Genomic DNA, 16,531 nt, shown 5'->3' with positions numbered 1-16,531 from the left:
CCATATCAATTATTTAATGTTTTTGGAAAGCAAAGTTAGCGCTGTGGTACGACAAAACTTGACGTATTTGGAGTAAATTAATGTATTGATAATCAAATATTTAATATACTGTTAAAATTTAAATTTAACATAAATATCTATTCAAAAAGTTATAATTTTGTATTGAAAATGTTTCATCAGTAAGCCATGTATGCTTTAGTAGATTGCAATAATTTTTTTGTTTCCTGTGAACGGACTTTAGATCCTGAGCTGGAAAATAAGCCCGTTGTGGTTCTTTCCAACAACGACGGATGTGTTGTGTCCCGAAGCAAGGAAGCCAAAGAGCTTGGAATTCCGATGGCGGCTCCTGCGTTTAAGTATAAAAAGCTTTTCAAGGAACATGACGTGAAATCTTTTTCTGCGAAATTTGAGTTGTATAATTTTAAAAGCCAGCAGGTTATTCGTATTGCAAAGTCCTATGTTGTAGAGCATGAAGTCTACAGTATTGATGAATTGTTTTTAAATCTTACCGGTTTTAAATATGTCAGTATTTACGATTACTGTCTTGAGATTAAAGATAAAATTAAAGAAGAGGCAAATATTCCGGTAAGCATAGGAATTGCCCCTACAAAAACCTTGTGTAAGGTTGCGAACAGGATTGTCAAAGATTTTCCTGAGAAATTCAATGGTGTTTACATTTTAGATACTCCTGAAAAAATCGAAAAAGCACTAAAATGGCTAAATATTGGAGATGTTTGGGGAATCGGAAGAAGACTTACCGTTAAAATGCAGGATAGCGGCGTTCACAAAGCATGGGATCTGCTCCAAAAACCTGAAATGTGGGTCCGTAAAGTAATGGGAATTCATGGGGTACGGATGATTAACGAGCTGAAGGGAATTCGTCAATTGGAATTAGATACTCCATCAGCAAAAAAATCCATTGCGGTCACAAGAAGCTTCATGGAAATGCTCACAAAAAAAGAGGATGTCCGTGAACGTTTGGAAACTTTCGGTATGTATTGTTCTGAAAGGCTCAGAAGGCAAAATACCTGCTGTAAAAAGGTCACGGTTTTTGTGCAGACGAACCGTTTCAGGAAAGATCTTCCGGAATACAGAAATGCAGCCACAAAAATTCTTCCTAATCCTACAAATTCCTCCATCCTCATTGGAAGGGTAGTGAATGAACTGTTTGAAAGTATTTACAGAGAAGGATTTCATTATAAAAAAGCAGGCGTTATTGTAAATGATTTCGTTCCTGAAGATCAGAGATTAATCAATCTTTTTGAAGAAGATACCCAAAATCAGCATCTGCCGGTAATGAAGGCAATGGATGCCATGAATAAGAAATATGGGAAAGATAAAGTGCGGCTTGGAAGCATGAGTGGTCAAAATACTTTCGGGCGTGCCCAACTGTCTCCGGAATATGAAGCATTCTTAAAAAATAATACGCTAAATGAAGCCAACTTCCGGTTCCACTAAAAACTTAGTTTAAAGAAAAACTTCTGCTTCCATTGCAAATTCAGACGCGCTTATTTCTTTTTTTCATATTTCCAGTTTCGTCCTTTTCCTTCAGAAATCCATTCCAGAACCTGGTCTATTCTTTTGTTTCTGGTGGCCTCTGTTTTAGCATCAATAATCCAAGTGATGTATTCTTTCCGGAAAGAAGGTGACGCTTTTTCAAATACCTGTAAAGCTTTTTTGTTTTCATTTAATGCACTTTGAAACTCATCAGGAACTGCAATTTCTGTTTTAGATGGTGGCGCTTTCTTCAAAGTAACCCCCATATCTGTTAATTCCATGGCTTCTTGGATAATTTTTGTGAGCTGAGGTTTGGGAGGCAGATCTTCTGTTGTAGTGATCTTTCCAAGGCTGAACATATTGGTTTTTTCAACATCGGTTTCAAGATTCTTTATGGTTTTCATCTCACCATGAAGCCAGAAGCCCATGCTGCAATAATTTTTGAATGCAACCATTGAACAAAGAATTTTTCCTTTATACATAAAAGTTGGAAATTTCCATTTTATAGCTTCTTCGCAATCGGGACATACTTCATGAACAACTTCCCGGAGATAGTTTAGGATAGGTTTTGCAAAATCTGCAGATTTCTCAATATATTCATCCACGGAAGGATTGTATTTTTCCATCTTATTACTTTTAAATATTTTAAACTTAAACCTTAGTTCCAGCCTTTAAGCAAATAATTTTACGGTTTCATTTACTAAAAACTTCACCTGATCGGGCCTTCCTCTGTCGGTTTTCGGAAGATTATTGTAGCTGCCGGTTCTTACGATGACCATTTTATGTTCCGGAACCATGATAATATATTGTCCCTGAAGTCCCAGAAAATAATAATGTTTAATAGGGTTATCATTATTAATCCAAAAGCCCATTCCGTAGATTTGCTGGGATTTTTCGGTGGGATTTTTCATTTGGTTGATAAAATCAGGATTTAAGAGCTGTTGGTCGCCAACTTTTCCGTTATCTAAAAATAACTGTCCCAGCTTTGCAAAATCTCTTGCGTTGGAATGGATGCAGCAGTAGGTTTTTTCCATGCCGCTTTCGTCTGTGCTCCAGGTTGCAGCATATTCCATACCCATCGGAACCCAGAATTTTTCAGATAAATAGCTGGCCAGAGATTGTCCCACCGCTTTTCTTACGGCAAATCCCAGCAGTTGTGTGGAGCCGCTCTGATATTCAAATTTTTCTCCCGGATTTTCTTTAAATTTTCTTGAAAAAGTAGCTTTTATAAGGCTTCTTCCATAATAAGCTTTTGCGTTGGGCAAAAAAGGATTTTTATAATCTTCGTCCCAATTAAGGCCGGCTTCCATTTGGGCTAAATTTTTAAGGGTTAAGTTTTTACCAAATTCTTTCTGCTTAAACTCTTGAAAATAATCCGAAAAAAGAGCATCAATATTTTTAATTTTCCCTTCTTCCAGGGCTTTTCCGAAAAGCATTACAGTGATGGCTTTAGCCATCGAAAAAGAATTGGTGTTGGATAATTTATGATAGCCGTTGAAATATTGTTCATGAACAAGTTCTCCATCCTTAACAACAAGGAATGATGCAGTGTTCGAGTGCTTTAAATCATCAATTATATTTTTCGGAAGTTCAGTTTTATTGTATGTTGCCGCTTCCCGCCAGGGTTTCGGATTTTTTGTGGCGATGAGGTTGCTGGTAAAAAACTTTCCGTCGTCGATATTAGCACTTAGTTTTCCTTTAAGATAGGTTTTGGAAATCCCGTTAAACAGATAGCCGTATCCTAAAATGTAAACAAGGATAACCGAAATAATAAGGAGAATTAAAATGCCTTGTAAGATGATCAGCCCCATAAATATTTTGAATTAAATAGTTTAGAAACAAATCTATTCAAAAAAAGAACATAAAAAAAGCCCTGATTTCTCAAGGCTTTCAATCTATATTTTAGAAAGTAAATTTCTGAAATTCGTTTTTTCGTCAATGATTCTTCTCAGCTCGGAAACCGGAACCCTTTCCTGTTGCATGGTGTCTCTGTCTCTTATTGTCACGGTGTGATTTGTCAAAGAATCGTGGTCTATGGTGATACAGTAAGGCGTCCCGATAGCATCCTGTCTTCTGTAGCGTTTTCCAATTGCATCTTTTTCTTCGTAGAATAGGTTGAAATCGTACTTCAAATCATTGAAAATCTGTTCTGCATATTCAGCTAAACCATCTTTTTTCATTAATGGAAGAATTGCAGCTTTGATTGGTGCTAAAGCTGGTGGTAAAGATAAAACCGTTCTTTCTGAACCATCTTCCAAAGTTTCATCTCTTAAGCAATGAGCGAAAATAGAAAGGAATAATCTGTCTAAACCAACCGAAGTTTCCACTACGTATGGAACATAATTTTCATTTCTTTCCGGGTCGAAGAATTGAAGCTTTCTTCCTGAGAACTCTTCATGAGCTTTTAAATCGAAATCTGTCCTTGAATGAATACCTTCCAGTTCTTTGAATCCGAAGGGGAAATTAAACTCAATATCTGCCGCAGCATTCGCATAGTGGGCCAGTTTCTCATGATCATGAAATCTGTAGTTTTCATCACCCAAACCTAAAGCTAAGTGCCAATTCAGACGCTTTTGTTTCCATTGTTCGTAGAATTCTAGTTCCGTTCCCGGAGCAACGAAGAACTGCATTTCCATTTGTTCGAATTCACGCATTCTGAAAATAAACTGTCTTGCAACAATCTCATTTCTAAATGCTTTTCCGATTTGTGCAATACCGAAAGGAAGCTTGTGACGTGAAGTTTTCTGTACATTCAAGAAATTAACGAAAATACCCTGCGCTGTCTCCGGTCTTAAATAAAGATCCATCGCGGAATCTGCAGAAGCACCCAGTTTCGTTCCGAACATCAGGTTGAACTGTCTTACTTCCGTCCAGTTTTTAGAACCCGTGTCAGGATCAGCAATTTCCAATTCTTCAATTAAAGCTTTTACATCAGCAAGATCTTCATTTTCCAGAGATTTTGCCAGTCTTGAAAGAATGGCTTCTCTTTTTGCCCTGTATTCCAATACTTTTGGATTCGTTGCAACAAACTGATCTTTATCAAAGGATTCACCGAATCTTTTCGCCGCCTTTTCGATTTCCTTATTTTCTTTATCTTCAATTTTAGCGCAATAATCTTCCACCAAAACATCTGCTCTGAAACGTTTTTTAGAATCCTTATTATCAATCAGTGGATCGTTGAAAGCATCTACGTGGCCTGATGCCTTCCATGTTGTAGGGTGCATCAAAATTGCCGAATCAATACCCACAATATTTTCGTTAAGCTGTACCATCGCTTTCCACCAGTATTGTTTGATATTATTTTTTAGTTCGGCACCGTTCTGTCCATAATCATACACAGCGGATAAACCGTCGTAGATCTCACTGGAAGGGAAAATAAAACCGTATTCTTTAGCGTGAGAAATCACTTTCTTGAAAACATCTTCTTGCTTTGCCATATTTTTATCGTCTGAAGTTGCAAAAATAGTGAAAAAGCGGGAAGTTGGAAGCTGTAAGGCAGAAGTTTTTGTTTATATGGGAATTAGGAGCCGGGAACCTGCTTTCGCTACTCGCTTTTTCTGGGATTTGGGTTTGGGCGGGGGCGGAGCCCCCGCCCAAACCCAAATCCCAGAAAAGAGCTCAGACATGCCGCTCAATCAGGGCTATTGACTGTTGTACCTTTACAAAACCTAACGGGTTTTTAAAACCCGTTAGGTTTAATTAACAGACAAGCACCACTTTTTTCTAAAACCTTCAAGGTTTTCAAAACCCTGAAGGTTAGCAATTGAAAAATATCTACTTTTGCCCTATGTTAGAAATTCTTTATCGTGACGAACGCCTTATTGCTATCAACAAACCCAGCGGATTATTGGTTCATAAATCATTTTACTCCGGCGAAGCCGATACTTATGCCATTCAGGAGTTGAAAAAGCAGATCGGGCAAAAAGTGTATCCGGTGCATCGTTTAGACCGAAAAACTTCGGGAGTTTTACTTTTCACATTAGATAAAGAAACGCTTAGGATCATGAGTGAGAGATTTGCAACTAGGGAAGTGGAAAAAAAATATATTGCTATTCTTCGTGGCTGGACGAAGGAAGAGGAAACCATTGATTATGATTTAATTAATGAAAATGAAATCAGACAAAATGCAGTTACTTATTATCATCGTCTGCAGACTTCAGAAATAGCTTTACCTTTTTTAAAACATCAGACTTCCAGATATTGTCTGGTGGAAGCCATCCCTGAAACGGGAAGATTTCATCAGCTGAGAAAACATTTTAAGCATATTTTGCACCCAATTTTAGGCTGCAGAAAACATGGTTGTAATAAACAGAATAAATTGTGGCTGGAAACATTCGGTATCAATAAAATGACACTTCATGCCCATCAGTTGATTTTTAATCATCCTGTTTCTAACGAAAGAATTACGGTAAATGCGACTATAGATGAAGAGTTCAAAAGAGTAGGGAACATTTTGAAATTGGATCTGAGTTCTTATTCTTAATGATTTAAACGCAAAGATTTTATTGCTCAATGTTTATTTAGGAAGTAAAGGCAAAAATTTGTTTCACGGCTCTTCAAGATGTAGCTTCATTAAATCAGCGTAGGCTTTGTATCTTATAGATATCATTTATAATATCTTTTTTCATAAAGTATCATGTGGTAATCAAACATTAAATTTAAAATGAGTATTTTTGTAAAACTTTTTTTCAATGTACAAATCGCTCATTCGCCCGATTCTTTTCAAATATGATCCCGAAGAAGTTCATCACTTTACCTTTTCGGTGCTTAAGAATTTCGGATTTCTTACTAAATTATTTTTTCCAAAACCTATTGAAGACAAGCGTCTGGAAAGAGAAGTTTTCGGTTTAAAATTTAAAAATCCGGTTGGATTAGCGGCAGGTTTCGATAAAAATGCGGTTTTGTTTAATGAACTGGGAGATTTAGGCTTTGGATTTGTTGAAATTGGTACGGTTACGCCTAGAGCGCAGGCCGGAAATCCTAAGAAAAGATTATTCCGTCTCATTGAAGATGGTGGAATTATCAACAGAATGGGTTTCAACAACGATGGACTTGAAGCTGCCATTGAAAAGCTGAAAGGCAACAAAGGCAAAATAATTATCGGCGGAAATATCGGGAAAAATACAGATACGGCACCGGAAAATTACACTCAGGATTATTTGGATTGCTTTGAAGGTCTTCATCCTTATGTAGATTATTTCGTTCTGAATGTAAGCTGCCCGAATGTAGGAAGCCACGCGAAACTGGAAGACGTAGAATATCTTCGTGAATTAATTACAGAAGTTAAAAAAATCAATCAGACAAAAGCTGTACAGAAACCGATTCTTTTGAAAATTGCTCCGGATCTTAATAACAATCAGCTAGATGAAATTATTGAATTGATTTCAGAAACAAAAATAGACGGTATCGTAGTTTCAAACACTTCTGTGAACAGGGAAGGTTTAAAAACATCACCTGAAGTTTTAGCACAAATCGGAAACGGCGGTTTAAGCGGGAAACCGATTCGTGAGAGAAGCACAAAAATGATCAAATATCTGGCGGACAAAAGCGACAGAGCTTTTCCGATCATCGGTGTCGGAGGTATTCATTCTGCAAAGGATGCGATTGAAAAACTGGATGCCGGAGCGAGTCTGATTCAGCTTTACACCGGATTTATCTATGAAGGCCCGGAACTGATTAATGATATTAATAAAGAACTTTTGATAAGAGCAAGCAGATTACCGAGATAATTAAATTAAAAAATTAAAATATTAGAGAGTCAATTTGGGCTCTCTTTTTTATTTTGACTTTATCACAGAAGCATTTTTTACATCCACTGTTAAAGTATATGCCGGCGAAACCGTTGTTTTCTGAATATTAAATTTTAAAATCTTACCCTCTTTTGATTTCGTCATTTTAGTGTCATAAATATTTTCGATACAGCTTTCTGTAAGAAAATCTTCATATTTTTTAAAGTTCCAGTCGTTGGTAAAATAGATGACCCGGTAACCTTTTTCGCCGTCGCTTGCCCCGCACATTCCGCAGAAATTGAAATTGGACACTTCTTCAAAATACAATAAAACCCTGTTGCCATATTTATCGGAAGCATAGGAAATGAGCTCATTTCCGCCACGCGGATTGATAAAATCATAGGTGTTGATTTTTTTATTGTTCGGAATGGTAATGTAATTATTGTAACGGTAAATCCGGGTGTCTTTTGTGAATAATTTTGCCGCATGGGTCTTATTTCCTAAATAAAAATTTCCTGCAACCGGCTTGTCAAAATCCTGCCCGGAAAAGCTCAGTATTTCTTTTGCCTTCAACGTTTTTGCGATACTGTCTGACTTTTCGATGAGGTCGCGGGTTATTTTTTGTCTGAAGCTTTTTGTCGCTTTTTTCTGTTGATCCCCAAAATTAAAAAGGTACAGGTCTCCAAGGTTGTAAACTCCGGTAAGAGAGATTTTCTTTTTGTATTTATCATAATAATACCAGCCGTCCACAAAATGCTGGTACTGGTGACAATCAATAATTCCACTGTAATTAAGCTGTATGGTAATGGGACTTCCTGCAATTTCTCCTTTAAAAATCTGTGAGGAGTCGGTTATTTTTTTTAGTTCCACTTTTTGGCTGAAACAGAGAATGCTGCAGAAATAAAATAAAAGAGTTAAAATGTTTTTCATGGTTTAGTTAGAGTTTGGTGTAAAAAGTTTTTAGAGGAAGAAGTGTGCGATGGTGTAAATGATCAAGCCTACCAAGCCTCCGACCAATGTTCCGTTCACCCGGATGAACTGCAGGTCTTTTCCTACTTCCAGCTCCAGTTTTTCGCTTAATTCTTTTCCCTGCCAGTTTCCTACGGTGGAGCTTATAAGGCTGCCGAACTGATGCGTATTTTTTAGAATATATTTATAAGCAGTCACACGGACCCAGTGATCTATTTTATTTTGAAGATTTTCGTCTGTTTTAAGATTTTGTGAAAATTCATTCAGGTTTTTGGAAACGTATTTTTTTAATGAAGATTCGTCTTCCTGTAGTTCATTTTTAAGCGTATTTTTAATGGAAATCCAGATGTCGTTTGAATATTCATTCAGCTTTTCATTTTTAAGGAGATCTTTTTTAATGGTTTTAAATTCATTTTCCCATTTAGGATCTTGTTTTAATTCATTGGAAAACTCATAAATCTTTCTTGTCACCAAACCCCTGATCTCATGATCCGGATCTTCTTCCACTTCTCTGAAAAAATCCGAAAGCCCGGTTGATATTTTATCTGCAATTTTATTATCAACAAATGCTGGTATGAAAGTGTAGCTTCCTTTTTTTACGCGGTCCTTGATCATTTCATCATTTTCGAGGATATAATTTTTTATTTGCGCCGAAAGATTGGTGATGATTTTCTGATGATCATTTTTATCCAGAAGATAATTGATTCCGTTTCCGAGAATAGCATTAAGCTTGATATTATCGGTCATTTCCGTTACCTTTTTGCTGATGAAATGACTTACTTCAGAATCGTCAAGCTTACTGAGAATATCAAGAATAATATCAGAAAGATTTTTAATGAGAATTTCCTGGTTTTTCTCCTTTCCGAGCCATTCTCCAACGAAATTCGAGATTTTTAATTTTTGGATATACGGACGGATATTTTGAGGTGAAAGGAAGTTATTAACCACAAAACTTCCCAGATTATCACCCAGGCTCTGCTTGCTGTTTTCGATGAGGTTGGTGTGGGGAATAGGCAGCCCCAAAGGGTGACGGAACAATGCAGTAACCGCAAACCAGTCTGCCAAAGCTCCTACCATCGCAGCTTCCGAAAAGGCACGCACATATCCAAGCCAATGCGTATCGTGGGACTTTTGTAAAATAGTTGTAATAACGAAAATAACAGCCATCAGAAGAAATAATCCGGTGGCGAATGCTTTATATTTTTTGAGCTGTTTTCTTTTGGCTTCATCATTCATACTCTCAAATTTAGTAAATTTGGTTGTGAAACTTATGATTTATTGTAACCATATAAGTCACAAAAAATTTAAACACATAATTTAGTTAAAGTTAAAATTATACAACAAAAAGTACACATTAGCTTTCGAAAATCTTGATTTTCTTCTTGTGTGAATTATTGTTTTCAAAGCTGTAAACGTTTTAAAATAAATGTTTTAAAGTGTCAAAAGCTTTTGTGCCTTTTGTAGTTTAATTTTTTAAACAAAATATTTAAAATAATTCTATGGAAAACGAAGCAAAAAACAATCCATACTATTCCAGAACAGACACTACAAAACTGGAAGTTTCTAATGAAGAATGGAAAAGAATCCTGGCTCCGGATGTATATGCTATTGCAAGAGAGGCCGCTACGGAAAGAGCTTTTACAGGGAAATACAATGAATTTGATGAGGTGGGCGAATATTATTGTGCGGTCTGCGGAAATCACCTGTTCCGTTCGGATTCAAAATTTTCCAGCAGCTGCGGATGGCCAAGCTTTTTTGAAGCAGATAAACAAGGAGTCTACTACAAGCGTGATCTTACCTACGGGATGGACAGGGTAGAGGTTCTATGTCAGCGTTGTGATTCCCATTTGGGACATGTTTTTGATGACGGCCCAAAGCCCACCGGACTGCGTTACTGTATGAATTCGCTCAGCTTGGAATTTGTTCCGGATCGTGAAAAATAAGCTATTTTAATCACAAAATCAGTAAGTTAAAGTTTCTTAAATTGCGTTAAACTTATACAGTTTATTCCCCGAAATATTTATGTTTTTCTAAATTTGCTTACTCAATTGGATTTAACATAATATTGAATGAAAGGATTTTATAGCTTATTAGGTATCATTTACATGGTAACTACTTCATTCTACCTGTCTCCAAAAAAGGCAGTCTCGAAGAATGAAATCAGTACAAAAAAAATTGAAAGATTAGCCAACACGAAATCTGAGAAGATCACAAATACTGTATCTTCATCAGAAGAATTATACAGATCTATTGCATTTGAACAAGGGCATGAGCTGAACCAGGATGTTTTCTTTAAAGCTCTCACAGGGTATGAAAACTTAAAGAAGGCAGGTTTACTTAATCAGGATTCGCATTTACTTACGGTATGCGATTTTTCTATGTCATCAAATACAAAAAGACTTTGGGTAATTGATATGAATGAGAGAAAAGTTTTATTCAACTCATTAGTTGCACACGGTAAAAATACAGGCGAAGAATTTGCAACGAATTTTTCTAACACGGAAAGTTCGTTACAGAGCAGCCTTGGATTTTATATCACGGATGCCACTTATGACGGGGAAAACGGGTACTCTCTTAGATTATTGGGTATGGACAAAGGTTTTAATGATGCTGCTTACAAAAGAGCTATCGTGATGCACGGTGCAGATTATGTAAGCGAAGATTTTGCAGCAATGCATAAGAGAATCGGGAGAAGCTGGGGTTGCCCTGCTGTTCCGAGAGACCTTACACAGCCGATCATTAACACAATAAAAGGAAGAAATCTTCTTTTCATTTATTATCCGGACCAGAATTACCTTTCCCAATCGGAATGGTTGAAATCATAACACAAAAAGCAGTCATTTTTTTGACTGCTTTTTTATTTGTATTAATTCTACTGCTTTTTGTCATTCTGACGAAGGAAGAATTTCTCAGCTCTTACTTAGATTTTAATAATTTAATTCTCAAAATCTGCGAGAAAGATTTAAATTAAAAATTAAGAAAACTTCTTAAAAATCAAAGTAGCATTATGCCCTCCAAATCCGAAAGCATTACTCAGGGCATAATTGATATTCTTTTCCTTTGCCTCTCCAAAAACGATATTGATATCTTTCGGGATATTTTCATCAATAGTATGAAGGTTTATTGTTGGTGGAATGATTCCCTTTTCAATTGCTTTGATGGAAAGAATGGCTTCTGCTGCTCCGGCTGCTCCTAACAAGTGTCCTGTCATAGATTTTGTGGCACTGATGTCGAGATTCTTGTTTCCTTTAAACAGTTTTGTAATCCCGTTTAGTTCCACCAGGTCTCCTAGCGGGGTAGAAGTTGCGTGCGGATTGATATAATCTATATCCTCTGCATTTATTCCTGCTTCATTTAATGCTAATTGCATAGCTTTTATAGCCCCGATTCCTTCCGGATGAGGTGCGGTCATATGATACGCATCAGCTGTCATGGCTGCTCCTACTAATTCTGCGTAAATTTTGGCTCCTCTTGCTTTTGCATGCTCATACTCTTCAAGAATTAAGGATCCTGCGCCTTCTCCCATCACAAAACCATCCCGGTCTGCGTCATAAGGACGGCTGGCTGTGGAAAAATCGTCATTTCTTGTAGACATTGCTTTCATGCTGGAAAAACCGCCGATGGAAGCTTCAGTAATGGCTGCTTCAGAACCACCGCTGATGATTACTTTTGCTTTTCCGAGACGGATATAGTTGAAAGCATCCATTAATGCCGTATTTCCCGTAGCACAGGCTGAAACTGTGGTGTAATTGATGCCCTGGAGCCCATATTTCATGGAAATCATCCCTGAAGCCATGTTAGCAATAAATTTGGGTACAAAAAAAGGATTAAATCGCGGAGTTCCGTCTCCTTTTGCGAAAGCATTCACCTCATTTTCAAAGGTGATCATTCCGCCTTGCCCTGTTCCCCATATAACCCCGATATCGAAAGGATCCATGTTTTCTATTTCAAGTCCGGAATCTTTTAACGCTTCCGCGGAAGAATACATGGCATATTGTGAAAAGAGATCGCTTCTTTTAATTTCATTGTGGGTGAGATGTAATTTCGGATCAAAATTTTTAACCTCACATGCAAAATGTACTTTAAATTTTTCTGTATCGAAATGGGTTATTTTATTAGCCCCGCTTACCCCGTTGATACTGTTTTGCCAAAATTCTTCGACATTATTTCCTAAAGGCGTCACTGCGCCAAGACCTGTAATGACAACTCTTTTCATTTAATTGTTGATTTTGAATAAATTAGAGGTTCCTCTTGCAATCAAGCGTGTTTTATCTGCGTTCCATATTTCGCATTGTGCATTTACAAATTGTTTTCCTCTTTTAATGATTTTAGTTTCCGCTACAATATTATCATTTTCTTTTGCAGTTGAAAAATAATCTATGACATTATTTATGGTGGTTATGAAAGAAGTTTCGTTCAAAGAAAACATAGTGGCCCCAATGATGTCGTATACAATAGCAGCGGTAACGCCGCCGTGGAGATTTCCTATCGGGTTCAGCCATTCCGCTCTTACTTTATACTGAAACTCCAGCTGTCCTTCTTCTGCGGAAAGTACTACAGGATTGAGCCATTTCATGAACGGTGAAGGAGATTGGGTAAATTCCTTTCCGATGAATTGCTGTAATTGTGCTAATCTGTCCATATCAGTTTTATTTTTCTAAAATCATCGTAACTCCCTGTCCACGGGCTGCGCAGATGGAAATGAATCCTTTTCCGCTTCCTTTTTCATCTAAAAGTTTGGCCAGGGTTCCTATAATTCTTCCTCCAGTTGCTGCAAAGGGATGAGCTACGGCAAGGCTTCCGCCTTTTACGTTTAATTTATTTCGGTCAATTTTTCCCAATGCTTTTTCCAGCCCGAATTTTTTAGCTAAATCATCATTTTCCCATATTTTTAGGGTCGCTAAAACCTGTGCCGCGAAAGCTTCATGGATTTCATAATAATCAAAATCTTCCAAACTCATGCCTGCTTTTTTTAACATTCTGTCGGCGGCGAAAACAGGAGCAAGCAATAGGTTTTGTTTATTTTCCACATATTCAATTCCTGCAACTTCAGAGAAGGTGATATATGCTAAAACAGGAAGATTATTATCTTTTGCCCATTCTTCACTTGCTAATAAAACTGCAGAGGCTCCATCGGTAAAAGGTGTTGAATTTCCGGCTGTTAAAGTCCCGTTTTGTTTGTCAAAAGCCGGCTTTAATGAAGCTAATTTTTCTAAACTTGTATCCCTGCGAAGATTATTATCCGTATTCAAACCATAAGCAGGAGTAATCATATCATCAAAAAAACCTTCATCATAGGCTTTTGCCATATTCTGGTGGCTTTTTAGAGCCAGTTCATCCTGATCTTCGCGTGAAATCTGGTAATATTTTGCAGTAATTTCTGTGTGGCCGCCCATCACGAGCCCGGTTTTAGGTTCCTGGCCTTTATAGGGAATCGGCATCCAGTCTTTTATTTTTGGACTTAATAATTGTTTTACTTTTCCAAAAACGGATTTTTCTTTATTAGCCTTTAACAAGGCTTTTCTTAACTTCGGTGAAGATTCAAAAGGAATATCGCTCATGGCTTCAACACCGCAGGCAATTCCACTTTCGATCTGGCCGAGGGCAATTTTATTCCCGATATAAATGGCAGCTTCAATTCCTGTATCGCAGGCTTGCTGAAGATCGCAAGCCGGAGTTGCGGGGTCCAGAGAGGTTTCCATTACAGATTCTCTGATGAGGTTGCTTTCGGAAATATGCTTGATTACGGCACCGCCGGCGACTTCTCCCAAAAGTTTTCCTTTGAGATTGTATTTATTAATAAGACCGTTCAGCGCGGGAACCAGTAAATCCTGGTTTCCTTTATCTGCATAGGCTGTATTGATTCTGGCAAAAGGAATTCTGTTGTATCCTACAATGGCCACTTTTTTTGTTTCCATATTGTAAAGTTTATGATGGAAGGAGTTTTAATTCTTTATCTATGATTAATAATATTCTGTCGAGAGCAAGATTGAGGTATTTTTCTTCACCGGTGGTTTTTGAAAGTAAAATGCCGCCCTCTACGATCATAATAAACAATGATCCGTATTCTTCAGCATTTAATTCTTTATGAATTTCTCCATTTTCCTGCCCCTGAATGATAATTTCTGAAAGGTTCTTTATCCACCCTGCGAAAGATTGTGTAACCTGTTCTTTTAAAGTTGGAAATTTATCATCGGCTTCTGTGGCAGCGTTCATTAATGGGCATCCGCCGTTTTCAAAAACAGATTTCCAGCATTTACGGTAAAAATCAACAAAAGCATGCAGTTTATCAATTGTCGTGGAAAATTCATTGCTAAGCGAATGTGCCATATTTTTTCCAAGCAAGCCGGAATTATACTTGTACACCTCCAATGCTACTTCATCTTTGTTTTCAAAATTTCCATAGACACTTCCTTTGGTAAGCCCCGTAGCTTCCGTAATGTCTGAAAGCGACGTGGAAGTATAGCCTTTGGTGTTGAACAAAGTTGCGGTTTTTTCAATAATGAATTGTTTTGTCTTTTCTGCTTTTGACATTTTCAATTGATAATGGTACAAATGTACAAAAATATACCGAATGGTATATTTTTTTCAAAATTAAATCTGAATATTTCAAATATTCAGATTTAATTTCTAAGCTAATCCTCTTTATGAGTCCATCCTCTCTGGACGGCTAGATTTTTTATCTTTTTTGCTTTCTTTTTTATTTGAGTTGCGTTTTCAACATTATTGTAATCTATATTAGAGTGACCATCAAAGGGATTATTATCTTCTTCTACCTTTAAATCACCTACTGAATTTACTTCATCAATTGTTACAGATAATACTCCAGTTGATTTGTATTCAGAAGTGAAGTGAATATATGATTCTTTAGGTGAAAACTTATCACCATTATATACAGATAATTTTTTATCATCTTTCTCAGATGGGATAAATGCTAATGATGCAATATTATTTTCTGCTAAAAACGCTTGGGAAGATATAGTGTCATTCTGAACCCAAGTAGGATGTATCTGTCTATGTAGTAATGTTTCTTCGTTCATTAGATGATACTTTTTGCAATAAGATTATTAATTTTTTCCCATTCAGAATTGAGATTTAAATTAATTTCTTCCTGAAAATCATTATGGTCATTATCCATCTCGAAATAAAATAATTCTGCATTTAAATTACTTAAATTAACTTCTAAGGAAATTTCAATTTCACCTTTTTTCCATTCAAGAACAAGATCGCCATTTAACGTTGGAAATATGGCAGGAAGTTGTAAGTTAGAATTAAAATAATTTTTAAAGAAACTTTCAAAAATATTGGCTTTTTCTTTATTTATGACTTTGCCTTGAATACCATCATACCACTTATCTTCTAATTGAAATAAACTTTGCAATCTAACATTAATATCATAAGCATCTAACACATCCATTGATTGAATATCCTCTATATGTACAAGTTTATTTTGTTCATTAAATATGCCAGTTGCTTTCAAAGAAACTAGAGTTTTGTTTTCATATTCTTGAAATGCCAAATAAATAGTATCGCAAAAATCATCAATTATAGGTTGTTCAAACGTAGAGTCTTTTAATTCAACATGGAAAATTTTATTTTTTTTATCAATTGAAGATATAAGGACATTTTCATGAATTATTTCAGAGTAAACAAGTTTCTCTTCCCTAGATAAAAGTATCTTTCTTCTCGTATTTTTGTTTAATTTAACATTTCTATTTAGTAACGTAGAGTTTAAAAAGTCTATTGTTTCACCATCTTCTAAATTTTTGCCAATACGACTAAAGTAATTTAGAAATTTACTATCCATTTCAACTGACTTTCCAGAATTTGCACTTTCAACTATTTCAAAGACTTTATCTCGTGCTTTTTCAAAATAACTAAAATATTCATCATTATCAATAGGAATAGTTGGGGTAGAGATACTTGTTGCAACTGCAATTAATATCTGTGGAATTGTACTACCTTCTTCGATTTTAGAAAGTTTTAAATAAACATTATCAGTGAATCCTTTAGGAACTCTTTTTCTTTGTGGATTTTGGTCTAAGTATATTTTTTTCGCGAGCTCAAAAATTAGTTCTTCAAAAGCAGAAAAATCTTCTAAAAGACTAACAGGAAGTGTGTGATCATCAAAACGATGTCCTTCAAGTCTAGGCGATATAAAAATCTTCTCTGTTGACATATTAAAATTATTATGATATCTGCTAAAATACAAATTTATATATTTTTTGGTTCCGAACGCATAAAACTTATTATAAGTTCAAAATTTATATTCGTATATTACAAATGTAAAGTTTATATACGACAAAACTGGTCGTGTTTAGCAAATAAAAATGTGT

16 protein-coding genes are annotated in these 16,531 nt (G+C 36.2%); 5 read left to right on the top strand and 11 right to left on the bottom strand.

The window, feature by feature from the left end; genetic code table 11:
- Positions 1-186: 186 nt before the first annotated feature.
- Entirely contained in the window at positions 187-1,458 is a 1,272-nt protein-coding gene (locus tag H560_RS0113275) for a Y-family DNA polymerase (protein WP_027380499.1), read from the top strand.
- 50 nt (positions 1,459-1,508) lie between these two features.
- Here H560_RS0113275 and H560_RS0113270 read toward each other — a convergent pair whose 3' ends face one another.
- The 3 genes from H560_RS0113270 to H560_RS0113260 form a co-directional block, all read right to left on the bottom strand.
- On the bottom strand, positions 1,509-2,123 hold the full coding sequence (locus H560_RS0113270) for a YdeI/OmpD-associated family protein (protein ID WP_027380498.1): 615 nt from the start codon (positions 2,121-2,123) through the stop codon (positions 1,509-1,511).
- A gap of 45 nt (positions 2,124-2,168) precedes the next feature.
- A complete protein-coding gene (locus H560_RS0113265; protein WP_034752856.1) occupies positions 2,169-3,308 on the bottom strand; it encodes a serine hydrolase domain-containing protein in 1,140 nt (379 codons plus the stop codon).
- 84 nt (positions 3,309-3,392) lie between these two features.
- Positions 3,393-4,934 (bottom strand): glycine--tRNA ligase, encoded by a 1,542-nt coding sequence (locus H560_RS0113260; RefSeq protein WP_027380496.1) that lies wholly within the window; start codon positions 4,932-4,934, stop codon positions 3,393-3,395.
- A gap of 350 nt (positions 4,935-5,284) precedes the next feature.
- Between H560_RS0113260 and H560_RS0113250 the strand changes: the two genes are divergently transcribed.
- Both H560_RS0113250 and H560_RS0113245 read left to right on the top strand, forming a co-directional pair.
- Positions 5,285-5,980, top strand: coding sequence for a pseudouridine synthase (locus H560_RS0113250; protein WP_027380494.1), 696 nt, complete (start codon positions 5,285-5,287; stop codon positions 5,978-5,980).
- A gap of 208 nt (positions 5,981-6,188) precedes the next feature.
- On the top strand, positions 6,189-7,226 hold the full coding sequence (locus tag H560_RS0113245; protein ID WP_027380493.1) for a quinone-dependent dihydroorotate dehydrogenase: 1,038 nt from the start codon (positions 6,189-6,191) through the stop codon (positions 7,224-7,226).
- 48 nt (positions 7,227-7,274) lie between these two features.
- Here H560_RS0113245 and H560_RS0113240 read toward each other — a convergent pair whose 3' ends face one another.
- Both H560_RS0113240 and H560_RS0113235 read right to left on the bottom strand, forming a co-directional pair.
- A complete protein-coding gene (locus H560_RS0113240) occupies positions 7,275-8,156 on the bottom strand; it encodes a hypothetical protein (protein ID WP_027380492.1) in 882 nt (293 codons plus the stop codon).
- 30 nt (positions 8,157-8,186) lie between these two features.
- Positions 8,187-9,431 carry a DUF445 domain-containing protein gene (locus tag H560_RS0113235; RefSeq protein ID WP_027380491.1) on the bottom strand — a complete coding sequence of 415 codons (1,245 nt, stop codon included), beginning with the start codon at positions 9,429-9,431 and terminating at the stop codon, positions 8,187-8,189.
- A gap of 263 nt (positions 9,432-9,694) precedes the next feature.
- Here H560_RS0113235 and msrB point away from each other — a divergent pair, with 263 nt between their 5' ends.
- Both msrB and H560_RS0113225 read left to right on the top strand, forming a co-directional pair.
- Positions 9,695-10,138, top strand: a complete 444-nt coding sequence (msrB, locus tag H560_RS0113230) for a peptide-methionine (R)-S-oxide reductase MsrB (protein ID WP_027380490.1) — start codon at positions 9,695-9,697, stop codon at positions 10,136-10,138.
- A gap of 126 nt (positions 10,139-10,264) precedes the next feature.
- Positions 10,265-11,020, top strand: coding sequence for a murein L,D-transpeptidase catalytic domain family protein (locus H560_RS0113225; RefSeq protein ID WP_027380489.1), 756 nt, complete (start codon positions 10,265-10,267; stop codon positions 11,018-11,020).
- 149 nt (positions 11,021-11,169) lie between these two features.
- Here H560_RS0113225 and fabF read toward each other — a convergent pair whose 3' ends face one another.
- The 6 genes from fabF to H560_RS0113190 all read right to left on the bottom strand — a co-directional run bounded on the left by fabF (position 11,170) and on the right by H560_RS0113190 (position 16,374).
- Entirely contained in the window at positions 11,170-12,411 is a 1,242-nt protein-coding gene (gene fabF / locus H560_RS0113215) for a beta-ketoacyl-ACP synthase II (RefSeq protein WP_027380488.1), read from the bottom strand.
- The gene (locus H560_RS0113210) at positions 12,412-12,837 is read right to left on the bottom strand and encodes a PaaI family thioesterase (RefSeq protein WP_027380487.1); all 426 of its coding nucleotides are present in this window, start codon (positions 12,835-12,837) and stop codon (positions 12,412-12,414) included.
- Between the two features lie 7 nt (positions 12,838-12,844).
- Positions 12,845-14,113 carry an acetyl-CoA C-acetyltransferase gene (locus tag H560_RS0113205; RefSeq protein WP_027380486.1) on the bottom strand — a complete coding sequence of 423 codons (1,269 nt, stop codon included), beginning with the start codon at positions 14,111-14,113 and terminating at the stop codon, positions 12,845-12,847.
- Between the two features lie 10 nt (positions 14,114-14,123).
- On the bottom strand, positions 14,124-14,729 hold the full coding sequence (locus H560_RS0113200) for a TetR/AcrR family transcriptional regulator (RefSeq protein WP_027380485.1): 606 nt from the start codon (positions 14,727-14,729) through the stop codon (positions 14,124-14,126).
- A 101-nt stretch (positions 14,730-14,830) separates the two neighbouring features.
- The gene (locus H560_RS0113195; protein ID WP_027380484.1) at positions 14,831-15,235 is read right to left on the bottom strand and encodes a hypothetical protein; all 405 of its coding nucleotides are present in this window, start codon (positions 15,233-15,235) and stop codon (positions 14,831-14,833) included.
- The gene (locus tag H560_RS0113190) at positions 15,235-16,374 is read right to left on the bottom strand and encodes a hypothetical protein (protein ID WP_027380483.1); all 1,140 of its coding nucleotides are present in this window, start codon (positions 16,372-16,374) and stop codon (positions 15,235-15,237) included. Before H560_RS0113190 ends, H560_RS0113195 begins: the two co-directional genes overlap by 1 nt.
- Positions 16,375-16,531 lie beyond the last annotated feature (157 nt).

It is taken from the genome of Chryseobacterium daeguense DSM 19388, assembly GCF_000430825.1.
In the GTDB taxonomy this organism is placed as follows: domain Bacteria; phylum Bacteroidota; class Bacteroidia; order Flavobacteriales; family Weeksellaceae; genus Chryseobacterium; species Chryseobacterium daeguense.
This window is presented reverse-complemented; position numbering and strand designations above follow the sequence as displayed.

Bases quoted from the DNA above. Each gene is read 5' to 3' on its own strand.
- H560_RS0113190 (WP_027380483.1), bottom strand. From the start codon at position 16,374: ATGTCAACAGAGAAGATTTTTATATCGCCTAGACTTGAAGGACATCGT.
- H560_RS0113225 (WP_027380489.1), top strand. From the start codon at position 10,265: ATGAAAGGATTTTATAGCTTATTAGGTATCATTTACATGGTAACTACT.
- H560_RS0113250 (WP_027380494.1), top strand. From the start codon at position 5,285: ATGTTAGAAATTCTTTATCGTGACGAACGCCTTATTGCTATCAACAAA.
- H560_RS0113265 (WP_034752856.1), bottom strand. From the start codon at position 3,308: ATGGGGCTGATCATCTTACAAGGCATTTTAATTCTCCTTATTATTTCG.
- H560_RS0113275 (WP_027380499.1), top strand. From the start codon at position 187: ATGTATGCTTTAGTAGATTGCAATAATTTTTTTGTTTCCTGTGAACGG.
- H560_RS0113260 (WP_027380496.1), bottom strand. From the start codon at position 4,934: ATGGCAAAGCAAGAAGATGTTTTCAAGAAAGTGATTTCTCACGCTAAA.
- H560_RS0113245 (WP_027380493.1), top strand. From the start codon at position 6,189: ATGTACAAATCGCTCATTCGCCCGATTCTTTTCAAATATGATCCCGAA.
- msrB (WP_027380490.1), top strand. From the start codon at position 9,695: ATGGAAAACGAAGCAAAAAACAATCCATACTATTCCAGAACAGACACT.
- H560_RS0113195 (WP_027380484.1), bottom strand. From the start codon at position 15,235: ATGAACGAAGAAACATTACTACATAGACAGATACATCCTACTTGGGTT.
- H560_RS0113270 (WP_027380498.1), bottom strand. From the start codon at position 2,123: ATGGAAAAATACAATCCTTCCGTGGATGAATATATTGAGAAATCTGCA.
- H560_RS0113200 (WP_027380485.1), bottom strand. From the start codon at position 14,729: ATGTCAAAAGCAGAAAAGACAAAACAATTCATTATTGAAAAAACCGCA.
- H560_RS0113235 (WP_027380491.1), bottom strand. From the start codon at position 9,431: ATGAATGATGAAGCCAAAAGAAAACAGCTCAAAAAATATAAAGCATTC.
- H560_RS0113210 (WP_027380487.1), bottom strand. From the start codon at position 12,837: ATGGACAGATTAGCACAATTACAGCAATTCATCGGAAAGGAATTTACC.
- H560_RS0113240 (WP_027380492.1), bottom strand. From the start codon at position 8,156: ATGAAAAACATTTTAACTCTTTTATTTTATTTCTGCAGCATTCTCTGT.
- H560_RS0113205 (WP_027380486.1), bottom strand. From the start codon at position 14,113: ATGGAAACAAAAAAAGTGGCCATTGTAGGATACAACAGAATTCCTTTT.
- fabF (WP_027380488.1), bottom strand. From the start codon at position 12,411: ATGAAAAGAGTTGTCATTACAGGTCTTGGCGCAGTGACGCCTTTAGGA.